This window comes from Mesorhizobium sp. LNHC232B00, from assembly GCF_000502435.1.
Lineage (GTDB): Bacteria > Pseudomonadota > Alphaproteobacteria > Rhizobiales > Rhizobiaceae > Mesorhizobium > Mesorhizobium opportunistum.
In genome coordinates, this window is record NZ_AYWP01000034.1 from 72,136 (window position 1) to 88,662 (window position 16,527).

General features: G+C 63.6%; 16 protein-coding genes. 10 read left to right on the forward strand and 6 right to left on the reverse strand.

The features are described from left to right. The first annotated feature begins 126 nt into the window (after positions 1 to 126). The 4 genes from purF to X743_RS142130 all read left to right on the forward strand — a co-directional run bounded on the left by purF (position 127) and on the right by X743_RS142130 (position 3,544). On the forward strand, positions 127 to 1,596 hold the full coding sequence (purF, locus tag X743_RS142145; protein ID WP_023779649.1) for an amidophosphoribosyltransferase: 1,470 nt from the start codon (positions 127 to 129) through the stop codon (positions 1,594 to 1,596). A 61-nt stretch (positions 1,597 to 1,657) separates the two neighbouring features. Then, complete coding sequence (locus tag X743_RS142140; RefSeq protein ID WP_013896314.1) at positions 1,658 to 2,398, forward strand: SDR family NAD(P)-dependent oxidoreductase; 741 nt, start codon at positions 1,658 to 1,660, stop codon at positions 2,396 to 2,398. 121 nt (positions 2,399 to 2,519) lie between these two features. After that, on the forward strand, positions 2,520 to 3,158 hold the full coding sequence (locus X743_RS142135; protein ID WP_023768558.1) for a hypothetical protein: 639 nt from the start codon (positions 2,520 to 2,522) through the stop codon (positions 3,156 to 3,158). A 167-nt stretch (positions 3,159 to 3,325) separates the two neighbouring features. Further along, complete coding sequence (locus X743_RS142130; RefSeq protein WP_013896316.1) at positions 3,326 to 3,544, forward strand: hypothetical protein; 219 nt, start codon at positions 3,326 to 3,328, stop codon at positions 3,542 to 3,544. Positions 3,545 to 3,707: 163 nt separating this feature from the next. Here X743_RS142130 and X743_RS142125 read toward each other — a convergent pair whose 3' ends face one another. Beyond that, complete coding sequence (locus X743_RS142125; protein ID WP_023768559.1) at positions 3,708 to 4,214, reverse strand: OsmC family protein; 507 nt, start codon at positions 4,212 to 4,214, stop codon at positions 3,708 to 3,710. A 175-nt stretch (positions 4,215 to 4,389) separates the two neighbouring features. Here X743_RS142125 and X743_RS142120 point away from each other — a divergent pair, with 175 nt between their 5' ends. From X743_RS142120 to X743_RS142110, 3 genes are all read left to right on the forward strand, one after another. Then, positions 4,390 to 5,901, forward strand: coding sequence for an alpha/beta hydrolase (locus X743_RS142120; protein ID WP_023768560.1), 1,512 nt, complete (start codon positions 4,390 to 4,392; stop codon positions 5,899 to 5,901). A 170-nt stretch (positions 5,902 to 6,071) separates the two neighbouring features. Beyond that, positions 6,072 to 6,959 carry a DMT family transporter gene (locus tag X743_RS142115; RefSeq protein ID WP_023768561.1) on the forward strand — a complete coding sequence of 296 codons (888 nt, stop codon included), beginning with the start codon at positions 6,072 to 6,074 and terminating at the stop codon, positions 6,957 to 6,959. 54 nt (positions 6,960 to 7,013) lie between these two features. Continuing rightward, complete coding sequence (locus X743_RS142110) at positions 7,014 to 7,922, forward strand: DMT family transporter (RefSeq protein ID WP_023768562.1); 909 nt, start codon at positions 7,014 to 7,016, stop codon at positions 7,920 to 7,922. Between the two features lie 199 nt (positions 7,923 to 8,121). Here the strand turns inward: X743_RS142110 and X743_RS142105 are convergent, their stop codons facing one another. Continuing rightward, positions 8,122 to 8,985 (reverse strand): LysR substrate-binding domain-containing protein, encoded by an 864-nt coding sequence (locus X743_RS142105; RefSeq protein ID WP_023768563.1) that lies wholly within the window; start codon positions 8,983 to 8,985, stop codon positions 8,122 to 8,124. A 112-nt stretch (positions 8,986 to 9,097) separates the two neighbouring features. On the opposite strand from X743_RS142105, the gene X743_RS142100 reads away from it, so the two are divergent. Further along, positions 9,098 to 9,505 carry a 4-oxalocrotonate tautomerase family protein gene (locus X743_RS142100; RefSeq protein WP_023768564.1) on the forward strand — a complete coding sequence of 136 codons (408 nt, stop codon included), beginning with the start codon at positions 9,098 to 9,100 and terminating at the stop codon, positions 9,503 to 9,505. Positions 9,506 to 9,642: 137 nt separating this feature from the next. Next, the gene (locus tag X743_RS142095) at positions 9,643 to 11,865 is read left to right on the forward strand and encodes an AMP-binding protein (RefSeq protein ID WP_023768565.1); all 2,223 of its coding nucleotides are present in this window, start codon (positions 9,643 to 9,645) and stop codon (positions 11,863 to 11,865) included. 27 nt (positions 11,866 to 11,892) lie between these two features. On the opposite strand, the gene X743_RS142090 is transcribed toward X743_RS142095, so the two are convergent. The 3 genes from X743_RS142090 to X743_RS142080 all read right to left on the reverse strand — a co-directional run bounded on the left by X743_RS142090 (position 11,893) and on the right by X743_RS142080 (position 14,967). After that, positions 11,893 to 12,639 (reverse strand): phosphatidylcholine/phosphatidylserine synthase, encoded by a 747-nt coding sequence (locus X743_RS142090; RefSeq protein ID WP_245264322.1) that lies wholly within the window; start codon positions 12,637 to 12,639, stop codon positions 11,893 to 11,895. Between the two features lie 75 nt (positions 12,640 to 12,714). Further along, positions 12,715 to 13,413: a phosphatidylserine decarboxylase gene (locus X743_RS142085; protein WP_023768567.1), complete on the reverse strand. Its 699-nt coding sequence runs from the start codon at positions 13,411 to 13,413 to the stop codon at positions 12,715 to 12,717. 288 nt (positions 13,414 to 13,701) lie between these two features. Then, positions 13,702 to 14,967, reverse strand: coding sequence for a DUF4375 domain-containing protein (locus X743_RS142080; RefSeq protein WP_198028501.1), 1,266 nt, complete (start codon positions 14,965 to 14,967; stop codon positions 13,702 to 13,704). A gap of 178 nt (positions 14,968 to 15,145) precedes the next feature. Here X743_RS142080 and X743_RS142075 point away from each other — a divergent pair, with 178 nt between their 5' ends. Next, the gene (locus X743_RS142075) at positions 15,146 to 16,009 is read left to right on the forward strand and encodes an SMP-30/gluconolactonase/LRE family protein (protein ID WP_023768569.1); all 864 of its coding nucleotides are present in this window, start codon (positions 15,146 to 15,148) and stop codon (positions 16,007 to 16,009) included. A gap of 2 nt (positions 16,010 to 16,011) precedes the next feature. On the opposite strand, the gene X743_RS142070 is transcribed toward X743_RS142075, so the two are convergent. Continuing rightward, positions 16,012 to 16,359, reverse strand: coding sequence for a hypothetical protein (locus tag X743_RS142070; RefSeq protein WP_023768570.1), 348 nt, complete (start codon positions 16,357 to 16,359; stop codon positions 16,012 to 16,014). Positions 16,360 to 16,527 lie beyond the last annotated feature (168 nt).

Genomic DNA, 16,527 nt, shown 5'->3' on the forward strand with positions numbered 1-16,527 from the left:
GTTTCACACTTTTCCTGGAATTGCTCCAGAACGGGCGTCAGGACCGACGATGGTGTGAACGACTGCACGGCGCGCGTTGCTTTCGACGCGAACCCGCTCTATATGGCGATTTTAGCGGAGCTTAAGATGGCAGACGCAGACGACGTGCTTTCCGCCGAGGCCGACGACCATTTCCATGACGAGTGCGGTGTGTTCGGCATTTTCGGCCGGCAGGACGCAGCGGCCATCGTCACACTCGGCCTGCATGCGCTGCAGCATCGCGGCCAGGAAGCGGCCGGCATCGTTTCCTACGACGGCACCCAGTTCCATGTCGAACGCCATGTCGGCCTGATCGGCGACACTTTCACCAAACAGCGCGTCATCGACAGCCTGCAAGGCAACCGCGCCATTGGCCATACGCGCTACGCCACAACCGGCGGCGCCGGCATGCGCAACATCCAGCCCTTCTTCGCCGAACTCGCCGATGGCGGCTTCGCCGTCGCCCACAACGGCAATTTGACCAACGCTATGACCGTGCAGCGCGCGCTGCAGAAACAGGGCGCGATCTTCTCCTCCACCTCCGACACCGAAACGCTCCTGCATCTGGTCGCGACCAGCAAGGAGCGCGACCTCAACTCGCGCTTCATCGATGCGGTGCGGCAGGTCGAGGGCGCCTTTTCGCTGGTGGCGATGACCGCCAAGAAGATGATCGGCTGCCGCGACCCGCTCGGCATCAGGCCATTGGTGCTCGGCGATCTCGACGGCGCCTGGATCCTGGCCTCCGAGACCTGCGCGCTCGACATTATCGGCGCGCGTTTCGTGCGCGACCTGAAACCGGGCGAGATGGTCGTCGTCACCTCCAAGGGCATCGAAAGCCTGTTCCCGTTCGAGCCGCAGAAGACCCGCTTCTGCATCTTCGAATATGTCTATTTCGCTCGGCCGGATTCCTCGGTCGAAGGCCGCAACGTCTATGAGGTGCGCAAGCGCATCGGCGCCGAACTGGCGCAGGAAAATCCGGTCGACGCCGACATCGTCGTGCCGGTGCCGGATTCGGGCACGCCGGCGGCGATCGGCTTCAGCCAGGCGGCCGGCATCCCGTTCGAGCTCGGCATCATCCGCAACCACTATGTCGGCCGCACCTTCATCCAGCCGGGCGATTCGATCCGCCACATGGGCGTCAAGCTGAAGCACAACGCCAACCGCCGCATGATCGAGGGCAAGCGCGTCGTGCTGGTCGACGACAGCATCGTGCGCGGCACCACCAGCCAGAAGATCGTGCAGATGGTGCGCGATGCCGGCGCCAAGGAAGTGCACATGCGCATCGCCTCGCCGCCGACCAGCGCCTCGTGCTTCTACGGCGTCGACACGCCGGAGAAGTCGAAGCTCCTGGCATCGCGCATGTCGGTGGAGGAGATGGCCGAATTCATCCGCGTCGATTCGCTCGGCTTCCTCTCGATCGACGGGCTCTACCGCGCCGTCGGCGAAGCCAGCCGCGACAACGACCAGCCGCAATTCTGCGACGCCTGCTTCACCGGCCAGTATCCGACCCGCCTGCTCGACTTCGAAGGCCACGACAACGTACGCACGCTGTCGCTGCTGGCGAACAGCGGGGCATAGGATTGCCAGGCCGTCATTTGCCTTCGGGGGCGTCTCGCACCTACCTCACGGACATTCTCGCATGACCCTCGACCTTACCGGCCGCGTCGCGGTCGTCACCGGCGCCTCGCGCGGCATTGGTTATTTCATCGCCAAGGAATTGGCCGCCGCCGGCGCGCATGTGATCGCGGTCGCGCGCACCGTCGGCGGGCTTGAAGAACTCGACGACCAGATCAAGGCGGCCGGCGGCCAGGCGACGCTGGTGCCGCTCGACCTCGCCGACATGGCCGGCATCGATCGGCTGGGCGGCGCCATTCACGAGCGCTGGGGCAAGCTCGACATTCTGGTCGCCAATGCCGGCGTGCTCGGTGTCATCTCGCCGATCGGCCATGTCGAGGCCAAGACCTTCGAAAAGGTGATGACCATCAATGTCACCTCGACCTGGCGGCTGATCCGTTCGGTCGACCCGTTGCTGAGGCTTTCGGATGCCGGCCGCGCGATTTTGCTTTCCTCCAACGCCGCGCATTCGGCACGCGCCTTCTGGGCGCCGTACGCGGCGTCGAAGGCAGCGGTCGAGACCATGATGCGCTCCTGGGCGCATGAGACGCAAAGCCTGCCGCTGCGCGTCAACGCAGCCGACCCCGGCGCCACCCGCACCGCCATGCGCGCGCAGGCCGTTCCCGGCGAGGATCCGGCAACACTGCCGCACCCCTCAGAGATCGCCAAACGGATCGTGCCGCTGGCAAGCCCGGACCTGAAAGAGACCGGGCTGATCTTCCAGGCCAAGCACAACCGCTTCGTCGCCTACAGGCAACCGGAATAACTTACACCTCGTTCGACGGCTCCCAGAACCGCTGCCCGCACTCAGGTGGTCTATCTCAGGGATTAAAAAGGCCTCCGGCTACGTTCTTCGAACGTAGGATATTCGAAATCGGAGGACCGATATGCGCAGACTTCTTCTTCTCGTTGCCGCCACCGCGGCCGCCCTCGCCGCGACTGCCGGCACAGCCCTGTCGCAAGATGCCAAGATGAGTTTCTTCGTCACCAGCGCCGGCTCCGGCAAGGGCGGCGATCTCGGCGGCCTGAAGGGCGCCGACGCGCATTGCGCCTCGCTCGCCGAAGCGGCCGGTGTCGCCGGCAAGACCTGGCACGCCTATCTCTCGACCAGCACCGAGGACGCGCGGGATCGCATCGGCAAGGGCCCCTGGTTCAACGCCAAGGGCGAGAAGATCGCCGACGATGTCGCCTCGCTGCACAGCGACGCCAACGGCATCACCAAGCAGACCGCGCTCACCGAGAAGGGTGAGACCGTCAATGGCCGTGGCGACACGCCGAACCGTCACGACATGCTGACCGGCTCCAAGCCCGACGGCACCAAGATCGCCGACCAGACCTGTGGCGACTGGACGATGAGCGGCGCCGAAGGGGCTGCCATGATGGGCCACCACGACCGCACCGGGCTCGATGATTCGGCTGCGGCAAAGTCTTGGAATTCCTCGCATGCCTCGCGCGGCGGCTGCGGCCAGGAGGCGCTGAAGGGCACCGGCGGCGACGGCCTATTCTACTGTTTTGCAACCGACTGAGGCGGTAGCCCTCAAGAACCGGAGCAGAGCCCGCCTTGTCATCACGCGGCTGTGATCTTTGACGTAAAGGCTGCGCCGTGGTCATGCTTTCGTCATTTCCACGGAGTTGTTAGGATCGCAGCGACTCCCGCAACAAGCGCCCTGTCGGGCAGAATAAGGAAATCCCCATGGCTACGACCGCAGCGTTGGTCTGGTATCTGGTAATCGCCGGCCCGCAGGGGGGCATGGTCGTGCTGCCCAGCACCTTCGACAAGCGCGAGCAGTGCACCGCCGCCATCACCGAATATCAGAAGCAGCCGACACCGCAGGGCTGGTCGGTGCAATGCGTGCCAAGCGCCTCGCCCTTCACCGACGAAGGCGATGCCGAAGAGCCGTCCGCGCAGTGATGAGCGTAATCTCCCCCCTTGAGGGGGAGATGGCCGGCAGGCCAGAGGGGGTCGCCGCGCGTGGAGCGCTGACCTCCTCTGCCGGCAAAGGGGCGTCGCGTCAGGATGTTTCCGATCCCCCTATGTCGCCTTGGGCGACATTTCCCCCTCAAGCGGGAGATCTTCAGCGCCGTGCGATCACCGTCAGCTCAGGTTTCTGATTGATGGTCTGAAACACCACGCAATAGCGCTCGGTCAGCTTCAGCAGCGAATCGATACGCTCTTGCGGCTCGTCGGTGTCGAGACTGAAATTGAGCCGGATGGCGCGGAAGCCGACCGGCGCATCCTTGGCGACGCCGAGCGTGCCGCGAAAATCGAGGTCGCCTTGGGCCTCAACCGTAGCGGCCCCAAGCTTGAACTCGAGCGCCGTCGCCACGGCCTTCAACGTCACGCCTGCGCAGGCCACCAAGGCCTCGAGCAGCATGTCGCCGGAGCACAGCTCCAGACCTGAGCCGCCGGTTGCCGGGTGCAGTCCGGCAACCGCAAGGGCCCTTCCCGTCTCCACCTTGCACGCCACCGACTGGTCGTCGATCGACCCTCTTGCCTTCAACGTGATCAGCGCCTGCGAAGCATCGTCGCGATAGGCCTGCTTCAGCGGGCCCTGCATGGCCTTCAGTTCCGTGGCGTCCATTTTGTTGCCCCTTCCCGACTGCTTGTTTCGTGCCGTGAATAATGGTCCGAAATCGGGTGCTTGTCACAACCCGCGGCAAAAATCTCGAATTGGTAAAATCGAGCCACCCATCCATGCCCTTTGACTTCGACCGCCGCGGCCATACCTATGCGGGAGTCCTTCTCGCGGAGACATCATGTCGCTCAAGCTGAAACTGATCGCCCTGCTGATGCTTGCCGCCTTCACCCAGCCTGTCCTGGCGGATACGGCGGAGCGTCCAGCGCCCTCGGGCGGTGTGCTGTCCCTGCTGCCGTCGCCGCAGACCACCAAGCATTCCATCACCCTCGCCGGGCGCAAGGTGGACTATCAGGCAAGGGCCGGCACCTTGCCGCTGCTTTCCAGCAAGGGCGACGTCACAGCGGAGATATTCTATGTCGCCTATACGCTGGAGCCACCGGCAAGCGCGGCCAAGGACCCGCAGCGACCGATCACCTTCGTGTTCAATGGCGGCCCTGGAGCAGCGTCCGCCTTCCTGCATATCGGCGCGCTTGGTCCGCGCGTGATCGCCACGGGAACCGGTGGCGAATTCCTGCCCCCGCCGCAAAGGCTCATCGACAATCCGGACAGCTGGCTCGACATGACCGACCTCGTCTTCGTCGATCCGGTCGGAACTGGATACAGCCGCGAAGCACCGGGCCAGGACACGCACGACTTCTGGGGCGTCAATCAGGATGCCAGCTCGATAGGTGCCTTCATCCGACTCTACCTCGCGCAGAACGGCCGCACCGGTTCGCCGCTGTTCCTCGCCGGGGAAAGCTATGGCGGCTTCCGTGCGGCGCTTCTGGCTAGGACATTGCAAGAGGATATCGGCATCAGTCCGAACGGCATCGTGCTGATCTCGCCGGCGCTGGAGTTCACACTGGTGCGGCCCGACGAATTCGAGCCGTTGCATTGGGCCCTCGAATTGCCGTCGCTGGCGGCCGTGCGCCTGCGCGCCGAAGGCGTCAAGGGCGACGCGTTGCGGGAGAAGCTGGCCGAAGTCGAACATTATGCGCTGGGCGATTATCTGACGGCGCTCATCAGCGGGCTGGAGCAAGGCGGGCGACTGGCGAGCCAGCGCGTGGCCGACATCACCGGCCTGCCGCTCGATCTCGTGCAGCGCAACTCCGCCCGCATCCCGACCGACCTGTTCGCAAGAGAGTTCGCCCGCGCCAGCGGCAAGGTGCTCAGCCCATACGACGCCATGATCGGCACCGCCGACATCGCGCCCGAAAGCGCCCGCGTCGTCGGTCCGGATCCAGTGCTCGACCGCAGCGTGCCGGCTTTGACCTCGGCTTTCGTCGGCTACGCCCGCGACGAACTGAATTTCCGCACCGATGTCAGCTATCGCCTGCTCAATAACGAAATCAGCCATGGTTGGGATTACGGGACGAGCGCCTCACGGCAAGGCTATGCCGGGGTAATGGACGACCTGCAGCGAGCACGCTCGCTGAATCCCGCGCTCGGCGTCGTGATCGTCAACGGCTACACCGATCTGGTTACGCCTTATCTGGCCTCGCGCTACCTGGTGAATCAAATCCCGTCGCTTGCCGATGCAAAGCCCATCCATCTCGATGTTATCGAGGGCGGGCATATGATGTATTTCAGCCCCGACGGTCGACGCGCTCTGAAAGAGGCCGCCTCGGAACTCTACCAGGCAACGCAGTAATCTTCGCGACAACGCGCGCGATCAACCTCTGCCCCAACGCAAGCTCCGGGCTGGCGCAGCGCCGCGCCGACTTTCGCTCGTATAGCTTGGAGCCGGGCCTGACTTTCGAGGCCGCTCGCACCGCTTCACAGCACTTGCTGTCGCTTCCTGCAACACTGGTCCCGCACCTTATGGCCGATGTCGCCATTCTCGAAACGCGTGAAAGGGTTCTCGCCGGGATCCTTTTGACCGGTGCGGCCTATCTCCTGTTTTCGACGCAGGATGCCTCGATCAAGCTCTTGGTCACCGGCATGGCCGTCTGGCAAATCATGTTCTTCCGCAGCATCACCATTCTCGGTGCCTGCGCGGCAATCGGCGGACGAGCGCTGTTTGCCGACACGGTGCGCTCGCCGATCGTGCGGCCGATGCTGGTCCGCAGCGCCTTCACGCTTGCCGCCTGGCTCTGTTACTACAACGCCGCGCGCAGCCTGCAGCTCGCCGAACTGACCACCGTCTATTACGCGGCCCCGATCATCGTCACCGTGCTTTCGGTGTTCCTGCTCGGCGAAAAGGTGCCGATGCTGCGCTGGCTGGCGGTTCTGATCGGCTTCGCCGGTGTCTTTGTCGCCTGTGATCCTACCCATCTCGGCCTGTCCGTACCGGTGCTGCTGGTGCTGACAGCCGCCTTCCTGTGGGGCATTGCCATCGTGCTCCTGCGCAAGACCGCGCTTGCCGAACGCTCGATGATCCAGCTTCTCCTCAACAATTTCTATTTCCTGCTGTTTTCGGTGGTGCCGGCGCTGTGGTGGTGGCACACGCCGGACCTGCCCCAGCTGCTGCTTCTTGCCAGCGTCGGGGCGCTCGGCGGTCTGGCGCAATACCTCCTCTTCGAGGGCATGAAGCGCACGCCCGCCTCGATCCTCGCGCCGCTCGAATACACCTCGCTGCTGTGGGCGTTCGCGCTCGGCTTTGCGATCTGGGGCGATGTGCCGCGCCGTGAAGTCTTCCTGGGCGCCGCCCTTATCGTCGCCGCCGGCCTGCTGATCGTCGGCGGCGAGCATTTCCGCAAGCGGCTGTGATGCGCATCACTGCTGACGCTACGATGTCAGGACGGAGCGGCGTAGGCTGACGGCATGACTGATGTGACAGGCACCACCGACACTGTCGCCGAGCGCACGCTTGGCATCGTTCTCGTGTCATGCTCGGCGGCCGTCTTTGCGTTGACCGGCGTGCTGACAAAATCGATCCATGCCGATCCGCTGACCATCATCTGCTGGCGCGGCTTTGTCGGTTCGGTCCTGATCAGCCTCTATGTGCTGTGGCAGCGACACCGCTCCGGCGGGCGCGAAAGCCTGCGATTGGGCTGGCGCGGGTGGCTGCTGGCGGTGGAAGGCGCGCTGGCCAGCATTGCCTTCATCTCGGCCTTCAAATTCACTTTCGTCGCCAATGTCACCGTCATCTACGCCACCGCACCTTTCGTCACCGCGCTGCTGGCCTGGGTTCTGACGCGTGAACCCTTCCGCATGCAGACGATGCTCGCCGCTGCCGTGTCGCTCTGCGGCGTGGCGATCATGATCTGGTCCAGCTTCGGCACCGGCAACCTGTTCGGCGACGGACTGGCGCTGCTGATGACCATCGGCAGCGGCCTCTACATGATCATGGTGCGTGCCTTCCGCGACACGCCGGTGGTGTGGGCCGGCGCGGTATCGGCCTTCCTGTTGTTCCTGCTCGGCTGGTTCGTCACCGATCCGCTGGCGGTCTCACCAAGGGATGCCGTCCTGCTTGTCACCTTCGGCGCATCTTTCGCGCTGTCGTCGATCCTCTGGACGGAAGGCGCACGGCTCATCCCGGCGGCCGAATCCGGGCTGCTCGGCTCGGCCGAAGTGCCGTTCGCCATCCTGTTTGCCTTCCTGTTCCTGGGCGAGATTTCGCCGGCGGCCAGCCTGGTCGGCGGCGCCATCGTGCTCTGCGCGGTGTTTGCCCATGCCGGCCGTGACTGGCTGGCGGCCCGCGGGCAACGGACAGCGTCAAATATTTCTTAAAAAATTTTCGAAGTCATGGAACCATCATCGGGTTCAGGCATTGTTGGTGCGACGGGCCACCCCCCAAGTCCCCCCAAACCCCTCGGCCCGTCTTACTCCAAGCCGACCGCAAGGTCGGCTTTTTCTTTGCTAGAAGGCCCGACCGCAAGGTCGGCTTTTTCTTTGCGAGTAAACGCGAGCCCGGACAAGTCTTGGCCAATCAGCCAAGTGCCCCGGACAGCGCCAGGTTGCCGCGGAGCAGTGCCGCCAGATCGTTCGCTGGGCCATCGGCGCCGGCGCGCAGCCGGATCGCGAACTCAGCCATCGGAACCTGCGGCAGGCCAAGCTCGCGCGGTGCCTCGACAATGCCGGAATGGGCAAAGCGCGCGGTTCGCAACGTCAGCGCGACGCCGGCATTCACCGCGGTGCGCAGGCCGGCAAGGCTGGCACTGCCGGCGGCGATGCGATAGCGCCGGCCAGCCGCATCGAGCGCCGCAAGTGCGGCCTCGCGGAAGCCGCAATAGGGATCGAGCAGCGCCAGCGGCAGTTCCTCCTGGCGCGAGGCCAGTCCTTTTTGCGAGCATAGCCATATCATAGGCTCGCGCAGCACGCCGACCTCGTCCGCCATCGCCGACTGGCGCATGACGATCGCCAGATCGAGGTTGCCGGCCTGAAGCGCCTGCGCCAGTTCGGCGGAGCGGCCGACCCGCAATTCGATCCTGACGCGCGGATGGCTGGTAGCGAAGGCGCGCAGCAGCTCCGGCAGGCCGCTGTCGGCGAAATCCTGCGTGGTGCCGATGGCGACGCGCCCGGCGGCGCGTGCGCCCTTCAACGCCAGCCACGCCTCGCGATGCACGGCAAGGATGCGCCTGGCGTGGCCGACGAGATCCTCTCCGGCCAGCGTCAAGCCTCGTCCCCGCCCCTGCGGCGCCAGAAGCGGCTCACCGACGATCTCCTCCAGCCGCTGCATCTGTGCGGTCACCGCCGAAGGCGAGCGGCCGACGCTGGAAGCCGCCTGCGCCAGCGAGCCGCTGTCGGCGAAAGCGAGGAAGGTTCTGAGCAGATCGGGATCGAGCGTTTCCATAATTCGAATTTATCGAATCTTCAATCAAAAACAATTCGATTTTTTTGATCCGACAACAGTGGCATGGTGTTGTCAACGGCGATCGGACGCCGCTCAAACCAGGAGAAGAAAAATGCCTATCATCAATGTCAGCGTCACCGGCAAGCCCGACGCCGCCCTGTCAGCCAGGATTGCCGGGGAGGTGACCGAAATCACAGCCACGCGATTGCGCAAGGATCCGACGATCACCGCCGTTGCCGTGTCCTATATCGATCCAAAGCATTGGTTCGCCGGCGGCAAGTCGCTGGCCGAGCATGGAACCAACACGTTCTGGCTCGACATCAAGGTGGTCGACGGCACCAATACCAAGGTCGAGCTGGAAGCCTATCTCAAGGCAATCTTCGATGCCTTTGGCGGCCTGCTGGGCGGCATACATGAAGAAAGCTATGCCTTCGTGCATGAGGTGCCGGCGGCCGCCTATGGCTATGGCGGCAAGACACAGGAGTTCCGCTTCATCAGCGGACGGTTGAAGGCGGCTTGAGGGGCGCCTTTCCTTCTTCCCCTGTGGAGAAGGAAGACCGTCCTCATCCGCATTGACCTTGCTCCCACATCGTCTACGCTCTGCCCGACGCGGCCGCAAAAGAGCCGCGATGACAAAGTCGTTGGGAGAGACGCGGCATGATCCTGACAATGGCGCTGCTTGCGGGTCTTGTCGTGGCCTGGCTGCTGATCGGCGTGGTGGAGAAATTCCGCCTCGGCCTGCGCTTCGCCCAGGCGCTGCTCTATGTGCCGTTCAAGCTCGCCTACCGGGTCAGCGACAACCGCATCAGGATCGCGCGCAAGGCGCAGGTACCGGTCATCTACGTCATCTCGCACCAGTCGCGCTTCGAACCGGCGCTGATGCTATCGCTGCTGCCTGACGACACGCTGCATATCCTCGACGAGGTCTCGGCGCGCTCGCCCTGGCTCGAACCCTGGCGCGAGCTTGGCCGCACCATCGCCTTCAACGCCGAACATGTCTTCGTCAGCCGCCGGCTGGTGCGCGTGCTGAAGGGCAAGGGGCGGCTCGCCGTCTACCTGCCGGATGCGGTCGAGCCCGACGTCAAGACGTTTCGGCTGTTTCGCGCCGTCACCCGCATCGCCATGCAGGCCGACGCCCGCATCGTGCCAATCTTCGTCGCCGGCGCGCGCACCCTGCCGGTGTCGCTGACGCCGGCGGACAAGGCGCCACGGCATTGGTTTCCGCAGTTGTCGATCAGCGTCCTGGAGCCGATGACCATCGCCGAACTGGTGACGCGCAACCCCGACCAGGCCTCGAACACCAATGCGCTTTTCGACCGTGTCGCGGAGGCTCGGCTTTTCGGCAGCAACCTCGATCGCGGACTGTTCCTGGCCATGCGCGATGCTTCGGATCGTGTCGGCGCCTCGCATCCCATCATCGAGGATGTCATCTCGGGCGCGCTGAGCTACCGCAAGATGTTCATCGGCGCGCGAGTGCTGGGCAGGCGCTTCGAGGCGATCACCGCGCCGGGCGAAGCGGTAGGCGTGATGCTGCCCAACGCCAATGGCGTCGTGCTGTCCTTCGTCGGGCTCCTGTCGGCAGGCCGCGTGGCGGCGATGATCAATTACACGGCCGGACCGGCGAGCGTCACCGCGGCGGTGCGCACGGCGGTGATCCGCACCGTGATCTCATCGCGCGCCTTTGTGGAAAAAGCTGACCTAGCCGACATTGTCGTGGCCGTCGAAAAGGGCGGCGCCAGGCTGCTGTGGCTGGAAGACCTGCGGACCAGCGTCACCGCGCTGGACAAGCTTGCCGCCGCCCTGCTGTGGCGCTGGCCTCTGCAGCGGCAGGAAGCGGCCAAGCCAGGCGTGATCCTGTTCACTTCGGGTTCCGAAGGCACGCCGAAGGCGGTTGTTCTGTCACAGAGGAACCTTCATGCCAACGCCATGCAGGCCGAGGCGCGCATCACCATCTCGCCGGCCGACATCCTGCTCAACGTGCTGCCGGTGTTCCATTCCTTCGGCCTGACGGGCGGCACCATATTGCCGCTGGTCACCGGGGTAAAACTGTTCCTCTACCCCTCGCCGCTGCACTACAAGATCATCCCCGAGGTCGCGCGCAAGGTGAAGCCAACGGTCATGTTCGGTACCGACACGTTCCTCGCCAACTATGCGCGCACCGCCAAGGACGGCGATTTTTCCAGCCTGCGCTTCGTCGTTGCCGGCGCCGAGGCGGTCAAGCCGGAAACCCGTCGCGTCTATCGCGAGCGCTTCCAGGCCGAGATCATCGAAGGTTTCGGGCTGACCGAGGCCGCGCCGGTGGTTGCCGTCAACACCGCGATCCACGGCCGCGACGGCACGGTCGGCAGGCTGCTGCCGGCGATGCGCATGAAGCTGGAGCCGATCGAAGGCATCTCAGACGCTGGCCGGTTGTGGCTCGATGGGCCAAACCTGATGATGGGCTACATGACCGCGGATCGGCCCGGCGAGTTGCAGCCGCTGACCGGCTGGTACGATACCGGCGACATCGTTGCCGTCGATCGCGAAGGCTTCATTGCCATTCGCGGCCGCGCCAAGCGCTTCGCCAAGATCGCCGGCGAGATGGTGTCGCTCGGCGCGGTCGAGATGCTGGTGCAGTCGCTTTGGCCGGAAGAACGCCATGCGGCGGTAGCGGTGCCGGATAAGCGGCGTGGCGAGCGCATCGTTCTGGTCACCACCGCCGACGATGCCAATCCCGACGAATTGCGCAAGTTCGGCAAGCAGGCTGGTGCGGCCGAATTGATGGTGCCGAACGATATCGTCAAGGTCGAGGAAATCCCCGTTCTGGGGTCGGGCAAGACGGACTACGTCTCGACCCGCAAGCTGGCGATCGACAGGCTGGGGCTCGGCGTCGCGGCCTGAGACAGATCAAGGACTTCGGCGGACCTTCTAACCTATATCCGAAGGCGGCACCTTCTCGCCCTCCAGCTTGGCGCGCTTGGAATAGGCGCGCACGGAAAACGGCAGGAAGATCAGGTAGCCGGCGACCGACGCGGTCAGCGTGTACCAGGGATAGGTCATCAGCAAGAGAACGTAGAGCACGACCGCCAGGATGACGGGCAGCACCCTGTCGCCGGGGATCTTGATGCTCTTGCCGGAATAGACCGGCAGCCGGCTGACCAGGAGGAAGGCGACCAGCACGGTGAAGCCGGTGGCGATGAAGGCAGCCGGGCGGCTTGGCTCCAGCCCGAGCCGCAGGAAATAGAGATAGAGCGGCAGCATCACCAGCACAGCACCAGCCGGCGCCGGCACGCCGACGAAATATTCGGACTGCCATATCGGGCGGTCGGCCTTCTCGTCGTCGAGCACGTTGAAGCGGGCGAGCCTGAGCCCGCAGGCGATGGCGAACAGCAATGCCGCGATCCAGCCCGGCGAGCCGGCGCGGTCGAGCAGGAAGGCATAAAGCACCAAAGCCGGGGCGACGCCGAAATTGACGATGTCGGCCAGCGAATCCATCTGCGCGCCGAATTTGGAGGTCGCCTTCAGCATCCGCGCCAGGCGGCCGTCAATACCGTCGAGGAAGGCTGCCAGCAGCACCATCACCACCGCCGGTTCGAAGCGGCCTTCGAAGCCGAAGCGGATGCCGGACAGGCCGGCGCAGATGGCAAGCACGGTGACCAGATTGGGCAGTACCATGCGCATCGGGATCTCGCGGATGCGCGGACCGCCGCTCGCATGGGCCTCGAACTTCTTGTACTGCGTGCCCACGGCTCAGGAAATCCGTACGAGGGGCGTGCCGGCAACGCCACCGAACTCGGCCAGCACGGTTTCACCGCCGACCGCGGTCTGGCCGACGGCAACGCGCGGCGTGGCGGTCAAGGGCAGGAAGACGTCGACGCGCGAGCCGAAGCGGATCAGGCCGAAACGCTCGCCGGTGCCGATCGAGCCGCCCGCCTCGGCCCAACAGACGATGCGGCGCGCCACCAGACCTGCGATCTGGACGGCGGCGATCGTGCCGTTGGGGCTTTCGATGACCAGGCCGTTGCGCTCGTTCTCGGTGCTGGCCTTGTCGAGTTCGGCGTTGAGGAATTTTCCAGGCCGGTGTTCGATCTTGACGATACGGCCGCGTACCGGGGCGCGGTTCACGTGGCAGGAAAAGACATTCATGAACACCGATATGCGGGTCATCTCGACATTGCCGAGGCCAAGTTCGCGCGGCGGCACAGCCGGTCCGACAGCCGAGATGATGCCGTCGGCGGGGCTCACCACAAGGCGGTCGTCAATGGGGGTGACGCGCTCGGGATCGCGGAAGAAATAGACGCACCAGGCGGTCAGGATCAGGCCGATCCAGAACAGGATCGACGAGAAGTAGCCAAGGAAAAGCGTCGCCGCGCCAAAAGCCGCGATGAAGGGATAGCCTTCGCGATGGATCGGTACGAACGCGTTCTTGACCGTATCGACAAGGCTCATCGGGTGTAAACGGGCTCCGTTTCAGGTGGGGCCTCAATAGCCGAAAGCCCCCCTCGCCGCAACGCAACAATGGCTGGCGCGGGCGAACGGGCGAGGGCCCGCTGTATCCGGATGGCCGGACACTCTGTCTTTCGTGAAGCCGCGACCGGCTTGCATGCCCATGCCATTGCCGTCAGAATTCCGGCCCACGTGGCACCAACGTCCATCTCCACGCAACCTTCTTCCCGAGCGAAATGCAGTGATCGCAGGGGCCAGGATGACGTTCCAGCCCGATCTAACTCGAACAGTTTATTCGCCAGCTGCGGCGCTCAGGTCAAAGTGTTCCTCAAGCTCATTTCGATAAGCTTCCACCAGACTTTGCTCATTGCCACCGCGTAACATCACGCCACGGTCTGGGTACGACTGGAAGAGAAACGCGTGACCACCTGCCATCACCACCCAATTCACCACCGGCCCTCCTTCGTTCTGCACGACAGAATTCGCCGACACGACTGCGTCAGTTGGATCGAATCCAGCCTTCCGCAGCAAAAGATCGACGGCTACTGGCGCATGATATTCCTCGGCCAGTTCGATTACCTTTGCTATCGTTTGCGCATCGGCTTGACCGAGCTTGCGACCGACGCGAGGCGCACCAGCAGCGAGTATATTTTCACCCGGTTGCGCAATTGGCCGAACTTCCGGAGCGATATATCCATAGACAGCCGCATGGGTGTCGGTGGAGACGCAAAGGCGAAGCTCCTCTGCGTTGGTGCGCAGTTGAAAAGCTAATTGGGTCTCGCCCTCGACATCCAACATCCTCGCCACGCCAAGCGATAGTTTGACCTCGGGCGGTAGCGCATTGGCGCACGCGAGGCCGACTCCGACATCGCGCGTGCGAAACATCTGACCGACCAGTTCGCTGACCGATCGATGGAGAAGCCGGGATTCGCGCAGAGGATTGGCCATTGCCAACTGGAGGATAGCTTCATCGTAATCATCGTCGTCGACAATCTGCAGATCGGGCCATGATGCGATCCAGAGCGCCAATAGATCGATTATCGGAGAAGCCTCATCGGCGCCGTAGAAAGCATCATCAAGCGTGTCGAGAAAATCGTCGCGCCCGCCCTCGAAGCCGGTCTCTTCCGAGGCTTCGTCAGGGTGTTCGGAGACCCAGACGGACATCTCTTCCAGAGTCGCCAATTGCCCCTTCGCGCCAATAGCAATGAGGCCGGCACGAGCGTTGGCGACCATCACATCGAACTCACGGTCGGCATTGTGGATGAATTGACTATGACCGCCGTTATTCACCTCGGCGGAATATTGATCGGCATGGGAGACGTGCATCGCCTTTGGGTCGATTTCAAAATGGCGGTAGAGCCCTTTAAAAACCATAGCGTGAATAAATTTTTCGACTGCCAAGACGAGTTGAAAAGGCTTCTCAACGGCTTTGTCCACGGTTGAACGAGGCACGATTACCAACAGCCCGGCTTTCGATGCCTGTCCTACGGCAGGAAGTGGGATTCCCGACGGCTTCTCGGAATTCTTCTTTGGTCTTCGCGAAAAAAAACCGAACATCCAAATACTTCCATAAACTCTAATAGCGAACAATATCACCAGGTCAGAAAGATAAAAGGGCTCAAGATCGATCTGCCGCACTTGCATAGGAAGATTTGTTCCGAAATTCCTGACTGCGGTGTCGGCACCCCATCGGCTCGACCGTCCTTGGTAGGATAACCGGCAAGGAGCCCCCTACATGCAGAAACCACCTGCCTCCCAAGCGCATCTCATCACCGCCGGCCTGGCTTTCGGCGAGTCGCCGCGCTGGCATGACGGACGGCTGTGGCTTTGCAACTGGGGCACCGGCGAGATCATCGCCGTCGATGCCGAAGGCAACCGCGAGATCATGCTCACGGTGCCGGCCGTCCTGCCCTACTCCATCGACTGGTTGCCGGATGGTCGTCTGCTCGTCGTCTCGGGCCGGGAAGGCTTGCTGCTGCGGCAGGAAGCCGATGGCAGTCTCGTCACCCATGCCGATCTGCGCGGCCTCTCGAAAAGTGCATGGAACGAAATCGTCGTCGACGGCCCCGGCAATGTCTATGTCAATGGCGGTGGGCCGGCGCCGGCTCCCGGCCAGCATTTCGGCCCGGGCACGATCGTGCTGGTCACGCCGGATGGTTCGGTCCGGCAGGTGGCAGAGAATATCGCCTTTGCCAACGGCATGGCGATGAGCGCGGACAACAAGACGCTGATCATCGCCGAATCCCACGCCAGCCGGCTGACCGCTTTCGACATCGCCGCCGACGGTACCTTATCCAACCGACGCGTCTGGGCCGAACTCGACGGTTACCCCGACGGCATCTGCCTCGATGCCGAAGGGGCGGTCTGGTACGCGGATGTTCCCAACAAGCATTGCGTGCGGGTGCGCGAAGGTGGTGAGGTCTTGCAGACCGTCACCATCGATCGCGGTTGCTTTGCTTGCATGCTGGGCGGCGCGGCCAGGCGAACCCTGTTCATCGTCGCCGCGGAATGGCGCGGCTTTGAGCACATGGTCAGCGAGGTCCGGACCGGCCAGGTACTCGGCGTCGAGGCGCCGGCACCTGGCGCCGGCTGGCCGTGAACTTATGCTTCGGGAATCCGCTGGTAGTTGGCGATGTCGGCCCGCACTCCGAGCCGGGTGATCGTCTCCTGCGGGTTGAAGGCGATGCGCTCTTGCGCGGCCTTGACGATCGGCACGACCTTGTCGACAGCCGCCTGGCTTTCCCATTCGACGATCGTGACGAGATTGAACTCGCCCGGCCCCGAAAATTGCTCGAGCAGGAAATCCTGCACGAAACCCTGCTGTTGGCGCAGCAATTCGTGCGTGGTCCTGACCTTGACGAGGATCTCGTCGCGGGCGGCGGCCGGGACGACGAACTTGTCCACCCTGAACACGCTGCCGCTGTTACCATTATGATTTGTGGCGCTCATTTCGATTCTTCCGTTCCTGGATCATGGTGTTTGCGGGCTCCTGGAACGGCGTACAATCTCAACTTAAGTTGAGGTCAAGCGGTGTTTTGAAACCTTTTCCTTCTCCCCTTGCGGGAGAAGGTGGATCGGCGCGCAGCGCCGAGACGGATGAGGGGTGCGTGACGGAGT

Bases quoted from the DNA above. Each gene is read 5' to 3' on its own strand.
- purF (WP_023779649.1), top strand. From the start codon at position 127: ATGGCAGACGCAGACGACGTGCTTTCCGCCGAGGCCGACGACCATTTC.
- X743_RS142140 (WP_013896314.1), top strand. From the start codon at position 1,658: ATGACCCTCGACCTTACCGGCCGCGTCGCGGTCGTCACCGGCGCCTCG.
- X743_RS142135 (WP_023768558.1), top strand. From the start codon at position 2,520: ATGCGCAGACTTCTTCTTCTCGTTGCCGCCACCGCGGCCGCCCTCGCC.
- X743_RS142130 (WP_013896316.1), top strand. From the start codon at position 3,326: ATGGCTACGACCGCAGCGTTGGTCTGGTATCTGGTAATCGCCGGCCCG.
- X743_RS142125 (WP_023768559.1), bottom strand. From the start codon at position 4,214: ATGGACGCCACGGAACTGAAGGCCATGCAGGGCCCGCTGAAGCAGGCC.
- X743_RS142120 (WP_023768560.1), top strand. From the start codon at position 4,390: ATGTCGCTCAAGCTGAAACTGATCGCCCTGCTGATGCTTGCCGCCTTC.
- X743_RS142115 (WP_023768561.1), top strand. From the start codon at position 6,072: ATGGCCGATGTCGCCATTCTCGAAACGCGTGAAAGGGTTCTCGCCGGG.
- X743_RS142110 (WP_023768562.1), top strand. From the start codon at position 7,014: ATGACTGATGTGACAGGCACCACCGACACTGTCGCCGAGCGCACGCTT.
- X743_RS142105 (WP_023768563.1), bottom strand. From the start codon at position 8,985: ATGGAAACGCTCGATCCCGATCTGCTCAGAACCTTCCTCGCTTTCGCC.
- X743_RS142100 (WP_023768564.1), top strand. From the start codon at position 9,098: ATGCCTATCATCAATGTCAGCGTCACCGGCAAGCCCGACGCCGCCCTG.
- X743_RS142095 (WP_023768565.1), top strand. From the start codon at position 9,643: ATGATCCTGACAATGGCGCTGCTTGCGGGTCTTGTCGTGGCCTGGCTG.
- X743_RS142090 (WP_245264322.1), bottom strand. From the start codon at position 12,639: ATGGTACTGCCCAATCTGGTCACCGTGCTTGCCATCTGCGCCGGCCTG.
- X743_RS142085 (WP_023768567.1), bottom strand. From the start codon at position 13,413: ATGAGCCTTGTCGATACGGTCAAGAACGCGTTCGTACCGATCCATCGC.
- X743_RS142080 (WP_198028501.1), bottom strand. From the start codon at position 14,967: ATGTTCGGTTTTTTTTCGCGAAGACCAAAGAAGAATTCCGAGAAGCCG.
- X743_RS142075 (WP_023768569.1), top strand. From the start codon at position 15,146: ATGCAGAAACCACCTGCCTCCCAAGCGCATCTCATCACCGCCGGCCTG.
- X743_RS142070 (WP_023768570.1), bottom strand. From the start codon at position 16,359: ATGAGCGCCACAAATCATAATGGTAACAGCGGCAGCGTGTTCAGGGTG.